We start from the raw sequence: 16,747 nt of genomic DNA, 5'->3' as shown, positions 1-16,747 counted from the left end.
CTTAATAGTTGGATTCTTCCTTGTTCAACTTACGGGCAAGCATCGACACTGTGAAGATGATGACCGTCAAGATGATTGCGAGCGCTGACGCATAGCCCATCGTCCCAATCGTCTTGAACGCATATTGATAGATGATGAGCGAGAAGGTGAGCGTCGCATTGTTCGGTCCCCCGGTCCCTCCGGAGATGATATATGCCTGGTCGAACAACTGGAAGCAACCGATAATCCCCATCAATAAGACGTAGTTTGTGACCGGCGTCAAGTTCGGCACCGTGATCTTCATCAATTTCTGCCATGCGTTCGCCCCGTCAAGTGACGTCGCTTCATAGAGTGACGATGGAATATCTTGCAGTCCCGCCAAATAAATGGTCATGAAGAATGGGACCGTCGACCAGATGTTCATGACCATGATGGTCGTGAGCGCAAAGTCGGTCTCGTTGATGAAGTTGACGGGTGCCTCGAGAAACCCAAGGCTGACGAGGACGTTGTTGATTGGACCGTTCAAACTGAATAAGAACATAAAAATCATCGTGAGCGCCGAACTCGATGTGAGTGTCGGCAAAAAGTAAATCGTCCGGAACGTGTTTTGGAACCGAATCCCTGAATTAAGGACGGCAGCCATCAACAGGGCAATCGCCGTTTGAATCGGGACGACGAACAACGCATATCGGAACGTGTTCTTTAACGCTGTCCAGACCCGGTCATCGTTCCACGCGTTGACGTAGTTATCAAAGCCGACCCATTGGAAATCGATGCCGCCAAATAAATTGACGCGCGTAAACGACAAGAACAGCGAGTACGCAATCGGAAGTAACGTGAATGTCACTAAGATGATCAGCGTCGGCAACATGAACGTGATGCCCTGCATCGATTCACGACGGTTGCGCTCACTACCTTTTTTCTTTTTAGGCGGTGGTGCTTGCGATGCCGCATCCGTACGCCGATTGATTTCGAGCTGTGTGCCCATATGATCCTCCCTCTCCGAACACAACGAGGCTCGCGCGGTTACGCGAGCCCAATTGTTTCTTTATTGCAATTGCGTCTCGATGTCTTTATTCGCTGTCTCTTCTGCTTTTTTCATCGCTTCTTCAAGCGTCATGTCGCCTTTTAGAGCTGCCGGCAACAAGTTGTTGTATTCACGGGCAACGATTGAGAGGGAGTCCCCTTTTTGCCAAGGAGTCGCATACGCTCCAGCTGCAACGAACGGTGCTTTCAACTCATCGTCTTGAAGGTTAAGCTCTTCTGCAATTGATTTGAGTGACGGAAGGACGCCTGCCCCTTCAGACCAGATTTTCATACCATCTTTCGATGTTGCGTAATCAATGAACTCCCAACCCGCGGCTTTCTCTTCCGAATCGCTATTGAGTGAGTACGATACAGTGAACATCATTGAACCGCTATCGCCACCGATTGTCGGGACTTCTTTCGTTCCCATTTCGACATCCGGGAAGTTTTGCTGGATATGTGAAATCGCCCAGTTCCCTTCAATCATGATGGCAGCTTTTTCAGCCCCGAACGAGTCACCGGCCCAACCTTGACCAAGGTCAGCTGGACGTTGAACAAGTTTATCTTGGTAGGCATCCACAAGTGGCTGCAAGGCAGCAATTTGATCTTGTTGCGACAAGACCGCTTTCCCATCTCCATCGACGATATCTGTGCCACCTGACTGAAGTACGAACATATGACGCGCTAACTCAGATGATGTGATGGCTGGCGTCACACCAGAGGGGAGCTCCCCCTGTAACTCTTTCAAGAACCCAGGAAGTTCTTCCATCTCCGTCGGAATATCGTCCGCTGTGAATCCGGCATCCTCAATCATCTTCTTGTTATAATAGAGACCGAGCGTTGAATAGTCTTTCGGTAGCCCGAACAACTGATCTTCTGATTTAAAAGCATTGATGGCCGGCTCATAAAAGTCGCCCAAATCTTTTTCAGTTTGGTCTACATATTGATCGAGTGGCTCGAGCACGCCTTGCTTCGAAAGTTCAGGGGCAAGAAAAGCATCGACATAAAAGACATCTGGTGCCGTTCCCCCGACAAGGTCAGTTTGAAGTTGTGTTTGATAATCGTTATACACTTTCTTCTTCACTTTGATGCCTGTCTCGTCCGTGAAAGCCGCTAGCAATTCATCGAACGCTTTGACTTCAGCGTCTGTCCCTTTCCACGTCCCGACCGTGATTTCTTTCCCTTCAAGCTCAGACGGGTCTGAAGCAACTTGCGCCTCCTCTTCTCCGCCGCACGCGGCAGTGAACACAAGACCTGATAGCATGAAAACAGATAATGGCTTTGATACTTTTTTATTCATGTGTAATTTCCTCCTTATGGATGATCAAACTCGAATTAAAGTAACCGCTTTCAACTCACAACCTGATTTTATACCCGAAACGTTTCGGAAATCAAGTGTTATTTTTAAACAGGCTTAAAACCCTTATTTTTAGAGGTTTACAGACATTACACTCTCCGTCTAGACTATAGATATCAAATCATAAATCGAACATTACCCATAACGTTTTCATAGAGAAGGAGTTTACCACCATGGCCACTTTGAAAGATGTCTCCAAAGCGTCAGGTTTTTCCGTCACGACCGTGTCCCGGGCGTTGAACGGGTATGACGATGTGAACAAAGAGACGCGGGACAAAATTATGAGCGTCGCGAAAGAGCTCGGCTACAGCCCAAACATCCTGGCCCGTAGCTTAGTTAAGAAACAATCGAAGACGATCGGTTTTCTCGTCACCGACTTAAAACGAGAGAGTGTGAAAGATAATTTTCTGTTCGAGACGCTCTGTGGCGTATCGGACGAGCTGTCCATGCTCGATTACGAGTTCGTCCTCCTCTCGACGACGACTTCTAAACAAAAAAATAAGACATACGGTCAGATGTGCGCCGAACGCCAGCTTGACGGTGTCGTCATCCAAGGGTTGAAACGCGATGATCCGTACTTGCTTGAAGCCATCGAGAGCACAGTTCCTTGCGTATTAGTCGACATTCCCGTCGAAGGTGTGAACACCGGATACGTGACTTCAAACCAACTCGAAAGCGCCAAGCAGGCCGTCCGCTATTTGATTCGACTCGGACACCGTCACATCGCCTTCATGAACGGTGCGGCCCACGCGTATGTCTCGACGGTCCGATATGACGCATATCGTCAAGTGCTTCAAGAGAACGGGATCGAGTTTCGTGACGATTACGTATTGAACGGTGATTTCGAAGAACTCGCCTCAAAAAGCGCGGCCTTGCCGTTTTTGCTGAACCATCCCGAGGTGACCGCGTTCTTCTGCGCTTCCGATGTGATGGCGCTCGGTGTCCTTCAGGCCACACGCGAACTCGGCTTGAATGTGCCGGAAGACCTGTCGATTATCGGGTTCGATAACATCTTATTGTCTCAATATGTGTCCCCGCCCCTCACCACTGTGGGCCAACAGCCGTATGAGATGGGCCGTAAGGCAGCTTCGATGGTCGTCCATATCGTCGAGGGACAAGACGTGCCGCACGAGGCGTTCGTCAATAACGAGCTGATTCTAAGAGAATCGGTCGCGAAAAATCGGCGATGATCATTCATCGCCGATTTTTCGTATCGTCATAAACGCAAAGATGCCGACGGTCGCCCAATATAGAACAGCTAGCATCGGCACGGTGACCGGCAATAAAGCGATGACCGTTCGCACTAACAGAGGTGCTGTGATGCCATAAGCCGTAATCGTCCACGCCTCTTTATAGCGAATCGGCACGAAGCGACGGAATCCGAGTCCTGCGAGCGCGAGGAAGGAAATGACGACGAGATGAATCAATACGTCTACCACGATCGCCCCATAAATGTAGAGCGGATAGAACCATTCCAAATCGTCGAGAATCCGTGCGACATCTCGTTCCGTTAATTCCGTCTCGCCTAAAAATTCGAGTAAGCTACTGTATTCCTTCAACTCAGTCGAGACACCGCTACGTTTGAATACCCAGCCCGAATCATCCAACAAGAGCGTCTGCAACGCATCCGTTTCACGTTCCTCTCCTACCATCACTGCCAAATCCAGCACTTCCATGTTGAATAGGAATGGCTCTTCGTATTGAATTCCGTCCTCTGTGACTGTAAACGCCGGCAAATTCGTTGGCGTTTCGTTTGATTGGTTCACCCACTTTAAACCAAATACGAACGCATTCGCCAACATCACCGCGATGATCACATAGAAGATTGACTTCCAGATTGATTGTTTTCTCCACGCTTGTACCTTTTCGAATTGAAACCCCAGACTAGCAATCACCTGCTCCATGTCAAACCTCTTTTCTAAAACGTTTCTGACCCCATTTAATCACGTTTTCGAAGCTAAGGAAAGAAATTAAAGGGAAATTGGTATTGAATATCCGAAACGTTTCGGATAGAATGGGGTCGAATCAAGAAAGCGCTTTATTATACAGGAGGTTACAAGGTGACGAATACACTGATGAACTATACGACTGGTACTGGAGAGTTAGAACATTGGCTCGTCTCAGAGGACGGGTTCCGCACAAAATGGCTCGGTAAAGGAGAAGCCGTCTTTTCACTTGGAAACGGCTATATGGGACTTCGTTCGGTTACGGAGGAACACTATGCCAACGAGCAACGAAATTTATTCGTCGCTGGAACATTCAATAAATTTGCTCATAACGAAGTGACGGAACTTCCGAACGCGGCGGATGTGTTGTGGATGGAGTTTACATTGAACGGGATTCGGTTTGACCTCACCCAAGGTACAATTCTCACGTATCGGCGTACACTCAACTTGAAACAGGCTGAACTGGTACGTGAAGTGACGTGGCAAAGTCCTGACGGTGACGTCTATGACCTCGTCTTCCGTCGTTTCGTGTCGATGGCCAACTTGCATGTCATTGCCCAACGCGTCACTGTCACACCAAAGCAAGAGAGCGTGTTGACGATGACATCCGGCATTAATGGACAAATGACCAACAGTGGCGTCCAACACTTTTTAGAAGGCGACAAACGTCTCTATGACGGCCGTTTCATGCAACAGCTCCAAACGACGACAGAATCCGGCATCGACTTTGCTTTCCATAGCGTCCACCGATTCAGTCAACATGAATTATTCGAACCGAAATCCATCATCAAGATGGACCGTCGCCAAATTTTCTTCGACTATTCAAACATCGTCATCCCGGCTAACGAGACGCTGACAATCGAGAAATACTCGACTGTTTTCACTTCTCGTGATCAAGAATTGCCAGTGGACACAACAGCAGAACTTGCAAACTATGCGTTGAGCGTGACGCGCGAAGTCGAAGCACGTGGCTATGACCGTTTGTTTATCGATCACGTCAATGCTTGGGACAATCTCGTCTGGTCGCACGCACCAATCACCATCGAATCAGAAGAAATGTTCGATCAGTTGGCCGTTCGGTTCGCCCAATATCATTTGGCAGTCATGACACCGAAACATGACAATCGGATGAACGTCGCGGCGAAAGGTTTATCAGGTGAAGGTTATAAAGGGCATACATTCTGGGACACAGAAATCTTTATCTTGCCTTACTACACGTACACAAACCCAAAAATCGCACGTAGTTTGCTCGAATATCGTTATCTCTCGTTGCCAGGAGCGCACCGAAAAGCGAAAGAGAACGGATATGAAGGCGCGATGTTCCCTTGGGAATCGGCATGGCTCGACGACGGTGAAGTGACACCGGTCTGGGGTGCAGCCGACATCGTGACCGGGGAAGCCACAAAAATATGGTCTGGCTTTATCGAGCAACATATCACGTCCGACATCGCGTTCGCGGCTTGGCAATACTATCATGTCACGGGTGACCAAGACTTCATGGACAGTTACGGCTATGAATTGCTCATCGATACGGCCAAGTTCTGGGCGAGCCGACTTGAGTGGGATGAAGCAGAGGGTCGTTATGAAATCAATCAAGTCGTCGGTCCCGATGAATATAAGGAACATGTCGACAACAACGCGTTCACGAACTATACGGCGCACTGGAACATCCAAACAGCGATTGAATACGTGGAACTGCTCCGCAATGAGAAACCAGAACTATACGAGCGGTTGAACGAAAAACTAGATCTTAGGACAGCCGACGAACGGTTCCGCCACGTCCTCGATTTGATTTACTTGCCACAAGTCCGTGAAGACGGTGTCTTGCCACAAGATGATACGTATTTGCAGAAAGAAATCATCGATTTGACGAAATACAAAAATCAAGAAAACGTCGGCTCGATGTTCTACGACTACAACCTTGAGCAAGTGAACGAGATTCAAGTATCGAAACAAGCAGACGTCATGATTTTGATGTACCTGCTCGAAGACTTGTTCCCAGCAGACGTCAAACGTGCCAACTGGGAGTACTATGAGCCGAAGACACTACATGACTCGTCGCTCTCTCTCTCAACACATAGCGTCCTCGCCTCTGATCTCGGCGATCAAGAACTCGCCTACGACTTGTTCCGTCGCGCATCTGAAATCGATCTCGGGCCGAACATGAAGACATCCGACGCAGGCATCCACGCAGCGTCGCTCGGTGGGATTTGGCAAGCGGTCGTCAACGGTTTCGGCGGCGTCCGGATGACAGGCGGAAACTTGCGCATCTCGCCAATGCTCCCGAAAGCATGGAACGCCCTCGCGTATTCGATCGATTGGAAAGGTGAGACGCTTGACGTTCACGCGTCACAAGAGCAAGTCACCATCACGCGTCGAACACCATCGACCGAACCGCTCATCATCGAAGTATATGGCGAACAACGAGAAATCACGGATACGTTCACAAGTGAAGTGTTGTCCGTATGAGCTATCGTCCCTGTTACCATTTCGCTCCGCCCTTCGGTTGGATGAACGACCCGAACGGACTCTGTCAGTTCAACGGTGTCTATCATTTGTTTTATCAGTATCATCCGTTCGGTGTGGAGTGGGACGATATGCACTGGGGACACGCCACATCGACCGACCTCCTTCATTGGGAACATAAACCGATTGCACTTCGGCCAGATCATGACTATGACCGCGACGGCGTCTTCTCCGGAAGCGCCTTAGTGAAAGATGGGGTACTTCATCTCTACTACACGGGCAACACATGGCTCGACGAGAAACGGGAGACATTGCGTCAAGTCCAGTGTCTCGCCACTTCCGCCGATGGAGTGACATTCGTGAAGTCCGCACAGAATCCTATCATCTCTGAAATCCCGCAACAGGGAAACGCCCATGTCCGGGACCCAAAGGTATGGGAAGCGGACGGCCGTTTCTACATGGTACTCGGCACGCGTGACGCGACGGACGGGAAAGTCGTCTTGTATGGATCGGACGACGCCATCCATTGGTCCGAGCGTGGCGTCATTGCCGGAAAAACCGGACGCCACGGTTGGATGTGGGAATGCCCGGACGTCTTCTCGCTTGACGGTCAAGACGTATTGCTCCTATCACCCCAAGGAATGGAGCCAGACGGTGACCGGTATCATAACCTACATCAATGTGGGTATTTCGTGGGTACACTCGATCTCGAACTCCCGCATTTTACGCATGGTGCCTTCACTGAACTCGATTATGGTCATGACTTTTACGCGGCTCAAACGTTCCTCGACGAGCGCGGCCGGCGTATTTTAATCGGATGGAATGCGATGTGGGAATGCGAGTGGCCTGAACAAGCCGAGGGATGGACGAACCAGATGACGATTCCACGTGAACTGTCGCTTCGGGATAATCGTTTATACATGACACCGATTGAAGAGATAATTTCGCTTCGACAACAAAGTCATGTGTTGGCTGGTCCGAAGTTTGAAGGAGATGCGTTCGAATTGTCCTTCGAGACGCAAAACGATTTTCAATTCGACTGTTTCGGGAACGCCGCTACTTTCTCGAAAACAGGCGATTGGCTCGAATTGACACGAGGCACAGATGTCCGCCGGCTACAGGCAACAGGCACGACGTTCCGGATTTTCGTCGACGCGTCTTCTATGGAGGTATTCGTGAACGATGGCGAGTTCGTCTTCTCGAGCCGCGTCTATCCAACGTCTTCACGCACCCATCAACTACGTGGTGACTTAGAAGCAATCTTACACCGTTTTTAACCGACAACACCCGAGACACTGGTCTCGGGTGTTGTTTAATGACGCGACATCGATTGAAACCGCTCGACCTCGTCCGTCATGATGGCGTCGACACCAGTCATGTCCGGCAACTCGCTCGGGACATTGATTGTGTAGAGACGAAGTGACCGATTTTGTTCGCGGAGCGTCATCCAGTCTCTTGTCCCCATAAACTCCGGCTGGGCGTGGACGGCCTCGGCTCCGACTCGTTCCACAAATTCAACCAGATTCGGATGCCCATCAGTTGTCAGGACGGCAATCCTCGCCTCGCGGGCGATATCCCGTAACCGGACGAGCGTGTCCGGATTGAACGAGGAGAAGACGACGCGCTCTTCTAACTTGAACTCGGTGACGGCGAGCCACGTCAGATACTCGATCCCGTCATAGTCGAACCGGTCCGTCTTCAGCTCGATGTTGAGCGTGACGTCGGTCGGTTCGAGCAAGACGAGCACTTCCTCGAGCGTCGGGATCCGTTCCCCGCTCTCCGTCCGTAGCAAGCGGAGCTGCCGGAGCGTCATGTCTTTGACGAAACCGCTCCCGTTCGTCGTCCGGTCGACCGTCTCGTCATGGATGACGACGAGGCGTCCGTCGCGCGTCAATTGGACGTCGAGCTCGATGCCGTCGACATGTGGTAACGCCGCCTTGAACGCGCTTAGTGTGTTCTCGGGATACTTGGCGCTATAGCCGCGATGTGCGTAAATCAACATGTCACTGCCCCAAGGTGGAAGTCGTCTCATCGGCCGCGCGCTTCAACGCCTCTTCGACCGATACGCCTTGGTATAGGCTCTCCATGGCGTTGACGACGCTTTGACGGGATTGCGGGAACGTCGAGATGAGCGCGCCTTGTGTCGCTGGTGAGGCTGTCGTCTCACTCAATTGATCGACCGTCACTTTCAGTTGCGGGTACTCGGCCCACATCTCTTTGACGATCGGCTCGTCATACGCCTCCGGATTGATGGCGAAGTAGCCCGTCTCGACGTGCCATTTGGCCTGCGCTTCTTTCGACGCCGCATATTTCATGAACTCCCATGCACCTTGCTTCGTCTCGTCGGCGATGCCGTCACCCATCCAGAGCGAGGCCCCGCCGATGATGACGCCTTCACGCTCCGCTTCGTTCGGCACCGGCAAGTATGATGCCCCGACCTCGAAGTCAGCGTTATCCGCGACGGTGCGAATCCCGGCCGACGAGTCGAGATACATGGCGACTTTCCCTGATTGGAAAGCGGCACGCATGTCGTCCCAGTTTTGGCCGACGTTCATGAACGTCTTGTCGTCGTACATCTCTTTGATCAAGTTGAAGGCGTTCTGTCCTTCTGCCCCATCGAATACCGCTTTTGTCGGCGCACCGCTGCGTCCGTTGTCGTTGTCGACGTAGAGCCCGCCTTGCGCAGCGACGAGTTGTTCGAAGAACCAACCGTAGTTGAGCATCGTGAAGCCGGTCTGGCCGTCGGTCGTCAGTGCCTTCGCCGCCTGCTTCAGCTCGTCATATGTGCGCGGCGCTTTCTCCGGGTCGAGTCCCGCTTGTTCGAACGCATCCTTGTTGTAGATGAGCACCGGTGTCGACGAGTTGAACGGCATCGAGTACTGCTTGCCGTCGACTTGATAATAGCTCAAGATGTTCTCTTCCCAAACGCCCGTATCGAAGTCTTCTTTGTCGATGAACTCTTGGACCGGCGTGATTTTGTTCGAGTCGATCATATATTTCGTGCCGACCTCGAACGTCTGCATGATAGCCGGTGCGTCCGGTGACCCCGCGACGGCGTTGAACTTCGTCAGCGCCTCTTCATACGTGCCTTGGAACACCGGTTTCACTTCATACTCTTCTTGCGACTCGTTGAAGGCGTCGACTTGGTTGTTGAGCGCGGTCTCTAAGTCCCCGCTCATCGCGTGCCAAAATACGACTTCCGTCTTCCCGTCCTCCGTCGCCGAAGCGGCCGGTTCCGCCTCTTCGCTACCACATGCCCCGAGCAACAATACCGAACTAGCCAACCCTGCGAATAACGCTTTCTTTTTCATCATGTATTCCCCCTATTATTTGATCGCACCTTGTGTCAGACCTTCTTGTAACTGCTTTTGTCCTGCGAATAACAACATCAGCGTCGGGATGATAATCAAGATGACCGCCGCCATGACGACACCCCAATCCGAGGCGACCTCGTTCGACTGCATCTGTTTAATCCCGATTTGCACCGTGCGTGCCTGCTCCGTGTTCGTGACGAGGAGCGGCCATAAGTACATGTTCCATGTCGTCAAGAAGCTATATACCGACAGTGTGACGAGCGGTGTCTTCGACACCGGCAAGACGACGTTCCAAAAGAAACGGAAGCGGCTGATGCCGGCGATTTGGGATGCCTCGTACATCTCGTACGGAATCGTCTTGAACTGTTGTCGGAGCAGGAACGTTCCGAACGCGAGCGCGAAGAACGGCACCGACAGCCCCCACACCGAGTTGAGCCAGCCGAGCGACTGAATCGTCAAGAAGTTCGGCACCATCGTCGCTTCCCACGGCACCATCATCGTCGCGAGGAAGAGCATGAAGATGAGCCCTTTCCCTTTGAAGTCGATGAAGACGAACGCGAAGGCGGCAAGACTCGACAAGACGACTTGTCCGACCATGACGAGGAGTGCGACGACGAGACTGTTCCATAAGTACGTCATGAGCGGGATCCGCTCAAAGGCGGCAATATAGTTGTCGAACGTGACGTCGCGCGGGATGAGGTTCCCTTTCAACACTTCGCTCCCGTCCATCAGGCTGATCGAGAACGCGTAGGCAATCGGGAACAGCATGACGACGGCGCTCAAGACGAGGAGCGTATACGTGACTACTTTCCGGAGCGTCATTGGTAATGCACCTTCCTTTCGACGAGCTTGAACTGGAGCCACGTCAACAGGAGGACCGTCAAGAACAAGAGCACGGCCTGCGCACTCGCCCCGCCGACGTTATAGTTGATGAACGCGTCCTTATAGATGGCGTAGACGATGACGTTCGTCGAGTTCGTCGGTCCGCCTTTCGTGAGCAAATCGATTTGTCCGAACGTCTGGAACGCATTGATGAGCGAGATGATGCCGACGAAGAAGAGCGTCGGGGACAGCATCGGGATCGTGATGGCCCGGAGCTGGGTCCAATATCCGGTTCCGGCGATGTCCGCACTCTCATACAATGTCCGGTCGATGTTTTGCAGCCCGCCGAGGAGAATCAAGAACGTGAAGCCGATATTCATCCAGACGGTCGCGAGCGACACGGATAAGAGCGCGTACTGCGGGTCAAGGAGCCACTGCACCCCGCTTGCCCCAACCGCTTCCAAGAAGCGATTGAAGATACCGATGGACGGGTTGTACATGAACATCCAAATGACCGACGAGGCTGCGACGCTCATCCCCATCGTCGCCGAGAACGCCGTCCGGAAGATGCCAATCCCGCGCAGCTTCTCGTTGGCGAGGAGCGCGAGCCCGAGCGCGATGATGATTGTGAGCGGGACGGTCAACAGAACGAAGCCGACCGTCGCCTGGATGCTCTGCCAAAACGAGGCGCTCGTGAACAGTTTGGCGTAATGCTCGCCGCCGACGTAACTGAGCGGCGTCCCTTGCGTGTCCGTTTGAAAGAAACTCAAGTAAATCGTCCGGAACAACGGATAGACGAGAAAGATCCCAAATAACGCGATCGACGGGGACAAGTAGAGGAGTCCGCTCGTCGCGTCTGATAATCGGGTCCGGACGCGTTGTCTCGGAAGGGCGACCGTCATTGGAACACCTCCAACGCCTCGAACAGTTTCGGTTGCCGCGGTTCGATGCGATTCCCCGTCGCGTCAAACAGTGACATCTGTTTCGGGTCGACGTAACAGGCAATCTTCTCCCCAATCGCGAGCGGCCATTGTCCGGGCCATTTGGCGAGCCACTCGACGCCGCCCATGTCAAAGGCGAGAATCGTCTCCGTGCCGAGCACTTCGATATTTTTCAGTTCGGCGTAGAACGTGATCTCGTCTTTCGCCGGCGTGATTTGTTCCGGCCGGATGCCGAGCGTCGCCGTATCTTCTCGCGTCAGCGTGTTCGGGTGGAACAGGCGCCCGTCCGAGGCGACCCAGCCCTTGTCACTCCGTTGCACCGACGTCAAATTCATCGGCGGTGACCCGATGAACGAGGCGACGAACGTGTTCGCCGGCTTATTGTACAAATCGAGCGGTTGACCGACTTGTTGGACCTGGCCATCGTTCAACAGCATCATCCGGTCGGCCATCGTCATCGCCTCGACTTGGTCGTGCGTGACGTAAATCATCGTCAGCTTGAGCTTGCGTTGCAGCTGCCGGATCTCCGAGCGCATCTTGGCCCGAAGTTTCGCGTCCAAGTTCGAGAGCGGCTCGTCCATGAGGCAAATCGGCGACTCGGTCACGATGGCCCGGGCCAGTGCGACCCGTTGCCGTTGCCCGCCCGACAGTTCGCGCGGCTTCCGCTTCAAATAGTCGGTCAGTCCGAGCGTATCGGCCGCTTCCAAGCAACGTTCACGCTGCTCGAGCTTCGTCAGTCCTTTCGTATGTAACCCGAACGTGATGTTTTTCTCGACGGTCATGTGCGGATAGAGCGCATAGTTTTGGAATACCATCGATAGTTGCCGCTCGCTCGGTTTCAGTTCGTTCGCTGCGACGCCGTCGATGCGGAGCGTCCCGCTCGTGATCGATTCGAGCCCGGCGATCATCCGGAGCATCGTACTCTTGCCGCAGCCCGACGGTCCGACGAGGGCGAAGAATTCACCGGCCTCGATTGTCACGTCGATGCCACGGATGACTTCCGTCTCGTCGTATGATTTTTTGATGTTCTGCAGTTGAATCGATTTCATATGATGTCCTCCTTCATTCCTTGCGACGCCCAAAGCCGCTCGTCCCCGGTCGAGACGGCGAACGCCCCGTGGGACAGGGCTTCATGCACGTGAATCGGTTTCCGGATCATCCCGCCTGTCACAATCGGCAACGAGACGTGTTCCGCGACGTGCTCGATGACACTCGGGATGAGACCCGGCATCAGTTCGAGCGCGTCCGGCTGTTGGTCTTTCGCCATCTTGATGCCTGACGAGATAGCGTCCGAATCGACTAGGAACAGGCGCTGCACCGTCATCAGGCCGGCCCGTTTGGCGTGTTGGATGACAGACGCCTTCGTCGTCACAATCCCGTCGGCGCCGACCCGTTTCGCCAAATAGTCGATGCCGTCCCGGTCGAGGCTGATGCCGTTGATGCGTTCGGCGTGCAGGAACACGGTCCGATTCTCACGCTTCAAATGGGCGACGTAGCGGTCGAGCGTGCTGAGCGTCCCCATCATGAGGAACGTCGTCGTCACGTCCGACTGCAGGAACTTCTCGAGTTGTTTCGGTGATTTGATGGAGGCGATCATCTTCTCTTGTCCGATCGTGCGAAGTGTTTCATTCACTTGAATCATCCTTCCCTAGAAAAAAGGACCAACAGAAACAGGACGTCATCGACGTACGGGCTTCTGTTGGTCTCTCGAATGTTCTACCGGTTGCTATTCACTTGGCATGAGGGGTCTCACAAGTCATATCGTACCGGATGAATGTAAAGCGTCCGTGAAGCTCGTGCAAAAGTTTGTGAAGCCGACGTAAAAAAAAACGACTCATAATGAGTCGGTGTCGTCGAGCGTCTGTCTCGCTTTCGCCAAGATGTCGGCTTTGACGGCATCATCCCGGCCTTGCCAGTTGCGGACCATCATCTTCATGCGCTGATTCTTCGCGAACCGGTCCTCGTGCTTGTCGATGAAGTTCCAATACAAAGCGTTGAACGGACAGGCGTCGTCCTCGGTCGTGTGTTTCGGGTTATACTTGCAGCCTTTGCAGTAGTCGCTCATCTTGTCGATATATTTCCCCGAGGCGATATACGGCTTCGTCGCCAATCTCCCGCCATCGGCATGGAGCGCCATCCCGAGCACGTTCGGCAGCACGACCCAGTCGTAGGCATCGATATACATCTCGTTGAACCAGTCGCTCGTCTGTTGCGGCGACACTTCGAACAGCGTCGCGAAGTTGCCGAGCACCATGAGCCGCTGGATGTGGTGGTTGTGCGCCCGCTCGATGACCGGCTTCACACTTTGATGGACACAGTGCAGGTCTGTCTTAGCGTCCCAGAAGTAGCTCGGCAAATCGCGCTCATGCTTGAACGTGTTGACCGATTCATAACCCGGCATCGACGCCACATAGACGGCGCGCATATATTCGCGCCAGCCGAGGAGTTGACGGACGAATCCTTCGACCGAGGCGAGCGGCGCGTCCGACGCCACCGCCGCCTGGACGACCTCGTCCGGTGTCAGGAGCCCGATGTTGATGGCCGCGGACAACAGGCTATGCGACATGTCTTGATTGTCCGACAGCATCGCGTCCTGATACGGACCGAACGTCTCGAGACGCGCTTCGACGAAACGAGCGAGCGCACGGCGTGCCTCACTGCGCGTCACCGGCCAGACGAACGGGGTGATGTCTCCGGGGTGGTCGGCGAAGCCCGTCTCGACTTTTTGGATAACGTCTTTCGTGATCGCGTCCGGTCGAAAATGGATCGGTGGCGGGAACGTGAGTCCTGCTTTCGGCGGCTGGCGGTTGTCCGCATCGAACGACCACTTGCCACCCCGTGGCTTCCCGTCCTCGAGCAACACATCGAACCGTTTCCGCATCTGGCGATAGAAGCGGTCCATCCGCCACGGCGTGCTGCCAATCGTGTCGACCGCTTCCTTCTTCGTTAAATAGAAGAGCGGCACGTCCGAATGTTCGACGAGCTTGTGCTTCTGACCGAACTGTTGCAACTTCTTCTCCATCGCGGCATCGGTGACGGCCGTGTAATGGATTTCTTCCGGTTCATACCGTTTGAAGTGGTCGTCCCATGCATCATGGAACGAGTCCGCCTCGTGATAGTCGACCGTGTAGCCCTTTTCTCGCAGTTCCTCAGCGAAGTGACGCATCGCCGAGAAGATGAGGACGAGTTTCTGTTTATGGTACGGCCGCCACGTCGCCCGTGATGTCGCCTCGATCATGACGATGACGTCATCGTCCTCGATATGACTGAACAGCTCGAGCTCGTGTGACAGTTGATTGCCGAAAATCCAAAACGATCGCATCAATTCAACTCCTCTACTTTATGGGTATGCTACACTCAATCTACAACGGCTTCATTTAGAAAGGAATGGTTCGATGCGCCTGCAAACATGGATTGACAGTCAATACGAGAACCCGCGCGGCATCGTCGGGACATACATCGGTGAGAAGATGGTCCGCCAACACCGCGTCGAGGTCGATTGGACGATTGAGCAACTTCAGATTCAACCAAACGACTGCATCCTCGACCTCGGATGCGGCGCTGGGGACGCACTGGCTCGGCTGCTTCAGACGGACGGCACGGTACGTGTGACCGGGCTCGACCGTTCTCCGACCATCGTCCGCTCGGCGCTCCGACGTAATCGCGCGGCCGTCCGCGGACAACGGGCTGCTGTCGTCGAAGGAAACATCGGGACGATTCCGTTCCAAGACGAACAGTTTGACCGTGTCTTCAGCATCCATACGCTTTACTTTTGGGAAGACGTACCCGCGGTGCTTGCCGCCATCGACCGTATCCTCAAACCAGGCGGGTCATTCGTCATCACGTACTGTGATGGGAAAGGTGGCGTGAACTGGGACGGTATCATGGCAATCGTGCGTGAACAGTTGATACCTGCTGCTTCTGCGCTCGGGTTCATTGACGTCCAAGAACGCCGAGGACCTGACTCGCGCGATTATCATACGGTCGCCGTGACGGGACGAAAAGCCAGTCTAACGTCATCCCCGGCTCTTCCGTGTCACGGCTACCCCGCCAAATCCGCTGATGATGGCGATATAGAACCCTAAATCATAGAACCAGCCGGTGTTGTTCACCTCATAGACGCGATACGTGTCATTGAACAATCCTAAAATGAGTGACACCGGGGCAATCCAACCGTGCCAGACGCCCCAAAAGAATCCGGCCGGGTCGGTCGTGTACGTCCCGTCGCCCGGCACACAGCCGCCGAGGACGAGCATCAAACTGAGCATGATGGCTAATAATCCGATTCGTTTCATCTGAATCCCTCCTGCTATGAGTATTCCCGGTTTTACAGAAAACTGTACCGCCCGACACGCTAAAGGAGATGAGATTGTGCCCCCTAACGGATTCACCGCATTCATAACTTAAACAATGTCGACTTGAACCATTTTCTCGTGGCCATTCGTCTCAAAGGGTTCCATATGCTAGACCGATTGGTGGACGATTATAGAAATGCTCGCAACCAGTTCGACCAACTTGGTGTATGTTTGTTCGGCGTCTTCGACACGTCGGGGACGATTTTCGCCATCGGTGGATTGAATCAAGACCCGTATTCACCAGAACTTTCGGTCGGTCGATTGCGACGATTTTATATCTTGTCGGCTTATCGAAGACAAGGCACCGGCAAACGGCTTCACTTCATACGACACGTCGTCTTCAAGTCACATAATCCGATTCGACGAAACAAGCAGCGACTCACTATGAGCCGCTGCTTGTTTATTTTATCGCCACAATTGGACCGTATTCGTGACCTCGATGTAGCTAGCTTTGTATTTTGCAATACAAATGTGCACAATAATGCAACGAAAAGTACAGAACTTTGCCAGCTGGGTTTTAGTGTTTCGACAACGCATGCGT

Annotated in this window: 15 protein-coding genes and 1 pseudogene; 5 read left to right on the top strand and 11 right to left on the bottom strand. The window is 53.1% G+C overall.

The annotated features are described in order from the left end of the window. Position 1: 1 nt before the first annotated feature. Entirely contained in the window at positions 2-967 is a 966-nt protein-coding gene (locus KNP78_RS14815) for a carbohydrate ABC transporter permease (RefSeq protein ID WP_214825266.1), read from the bottom strand. A 60-nt stretch (positions 968-1,027) separates the two neighbouring features. After that, positions 1,028-2,305: an ABC transporter substrate-binding protein gene (locus KNP78_RS14810; RefSeq protein WP_034779172.1), complete on the bottom strand. Its 1,278-nt coding sequence runs from the start codon at positions 2,303-2,305 to the stop codon at positions 1,028-1,030. 230 nt (positions 2,306-2,535) lie between these two features. Here KNP78_RS14810 and KNP78_RS14805 point away from each other — a divergent pair, with 230 nt between their 5' ends. After that, positions 2,536-3,552 carry a LacI family DNA-binding transcriptional regulator gene (locus KNP78_RS14805; protein WP_034779173.1) on the top strand — a complete coding sequence of 339 codons (1,017 nt, stop codon included), beginning with the start codon at positions 2,536-2,538 and terminating at the stop codon, positions 3,550-3,552. Here KNP78_RS14805 and KNP78_RS14800 read toward each other — a convergent pair whose 3' ends face one another. Beyond that, positions 3,553-4,266 (bottom strand): DUF1189 domain-containing protein, encoded by a 714-nt coding sequence (locus tag KNP78_RS14800; protein WP_034779176.1) that lies wholly within the window; start codon positions 4,264-4,266, stop codon positions 3,553-3,555. It abuts the gene before it with no gap. Positions 4,267-4,437: 171 nt separating this feature from the next. Here KNP78_RS14800 and KNP78_RS14795 point away from each other — a divergent pair, with 171 nt between their 5' ends. Both KNP78_RS14795 and KNP78_RS14790 read left to right on the top strand, forming a co-directional pair. Then, on the top strand, positions 4,438-6,777 hold the full coding sequence (locus KNP78_RS14795; RefSeq protein ID WP_214825280.1) for a glycoside hydrolase family 65 protein: 2,340 nt from the start codon (positions 4,438-4,440) through the stop codon (positions 6,775-6,777). Further along, positions 6,774-8,051, top strand: coding sequence for a glycoside hydrolase family 32 protein (locus KNP78_RS14790; RefSeq protein WP_214825264.1), 1,278 nt, complete (start codon positions 6,774-6,776; stop codon positions 8,049-8,051). Before KNP78_RS14795 ends, KNP78_RS14790 begins: the two co-directional genes overlap by 4 nt. A 35-nt stretch (positions 8,052-8,086) precedes the next feature. Here KNP78_RS14790 and KNP78_RS14785 read toward each other — a convergent pair whose 3' ends face one another. The 7 genes from KNP78_RS14785 to KNP78_RS14755 all read right to left on the bottom strand — a co-directional run bounded on the left by KNP78_RS14785 (position 8,087) and on the right by KNP78_RS14755 (position 15,173). Beyond that, the gene (locus KNP78_RS14785) at positions 8,087-8,776 is read right to left on the bottom strand and encodes a glycerophosphodiester phosphodiesterase (protein ID WP_214825262.1); all 690 of its coding nucleotides are present in this window, start codon (positions 8,774-8,776) and stop codon (positions 8,087-8,089) included. Between the two features lies 1 nt (position 8,777). After that, complete coding sequence (locus KNP78_RS14780; RefSeq protein ID WP_371819221.1) at positions 8,778-10,088, bottom strand: ABC transporter substrate-binding protein; 1,311 nt, start codon at positions 10,086-10,088, stop codon at positions 8,778-8,780. Between the two features lie 12 nt (positions 10,089-10,100). Continuing rightward, on the bottom strand, positions 10,101-10,910 hold the full coding sequence (locus tag KNP78_RS14775) for a carbohydrate ABC transporter permease (RefSeq protein WP_214751122.1): 810 nt from the start codon (positions 10,908-10,910) through the stop codon (positions 10,101-10,103). Continuing rightward, positions 10,907-11,812 (bottom strand): carbohydrate ABC transporter permease, encoded by a 906-nt coding sequence (locus KNP78_RS14770; protein WP_034779185.1) that lies wholly within the window; start codon positions 11,810-11,812, stop codon positions 10,907-10,909. The genes KNP78_RS14775 and KNP78_RS14770 overlap by 4 nt, the downstream gene beginning before the upstream one ends. Continuing rightward, positions 11,809-12,900 carry an ABC transporter ATP-binding protein gene (locus KNP78_RS14765; protein WP_034779187.1) on the bottom strand — a complete coding sequence of 364 codons (1,092 nt, stop codon included), beginning with the start codon at positions 12,898-12,900 and terminating at the stop codon, positions 11,809-11,811. The genes KNP78_RS14770 and KNP78_RS14765 overlap by 4 nt, the downstream gene beginning before the upstream one ends. Next, positions 12,897-13,484, bottom strand: a complete 588-nt coding sequence (locus tag KNP78_RS14760) for a glycerol-3-phosphate responsive antiterminator (RefSeq protein ID WP_370448784.1) — start codon at positions 13,482-13,484, stop codon at positions 12,897-12,899. The genes KNP78_RS14765 and KNP78_RS14760 overlap by 4 nt, the downstream gene beginning before the upstream one ends. 201 nt (positions 13,485-13,685) lie before the next feature. Next, positions 13,686-15,173, bottom strand: a complete 1,488-nt coding sequence (locus KNP78_RS14755; protein ID WP_214825257.1) for a cryptochrome/photolyase family protein — start codon at positions 15,171-15,173, stop codon at positions 13,686-13,688. A 73-nt stretch (positions 15,174-15,246) separates the two neighbouring features. Between KNP78_RS14755 and KNP78_RS14750 the strand changes: the two genes are divergently transcribed. Beyond that, on the top strand, positions 15,247-15,936 hold the full coding sequence (locus KNP78_RS14750) for a class I SAM-dependent methyltransferase (RefSeq protein ID WP_214825248.1): 690 nt from the start codon (positions 15,247-15,249) through the stop codon (positions 15,934-15,936). Here the strand turns inward: KNP78_RS14750 and KNP78_RS14745 are convergent. Next, positions 15,868-16,146, bottom strand: a complete 279-nt coding sequence (locus KNP78_RS14745) for a hypothetical protein (RefSeq protein WP_214756115.1) — start codon at positions 16,144-16,146, stop codon at positions 15,868-15,870. The genes KNP78_RS14750 and KNP78_RS14745 overlap by 69 nt on opposite strands. Positions 16,147-16,311: 165 nt before the next feature. On the opposite strand from KNP78_RS14745, the pseudogene KNP78_RS14740 reads away from it, so the two are divergent. Continuing rightward, positions 16,312-16,747, top strand: a pseudogene (locus KNP78_RS14740) (hypothetical protein); the annotation flags it as partial.

This window comes from Exiguobacterium sp. s28, assembly GCF_018618135.1.
Taxonomy (GTDB): domain Bacteria; phylum Bacillota; class Bacilli; order Exiguobacteriales; family Exiguobacteriaceae; genus Exiguobacterium; species Exiguobacterium mexicanum_A.
This window is presented reverse-complemented; position numbering and strand designations above follow the sequence as displayed.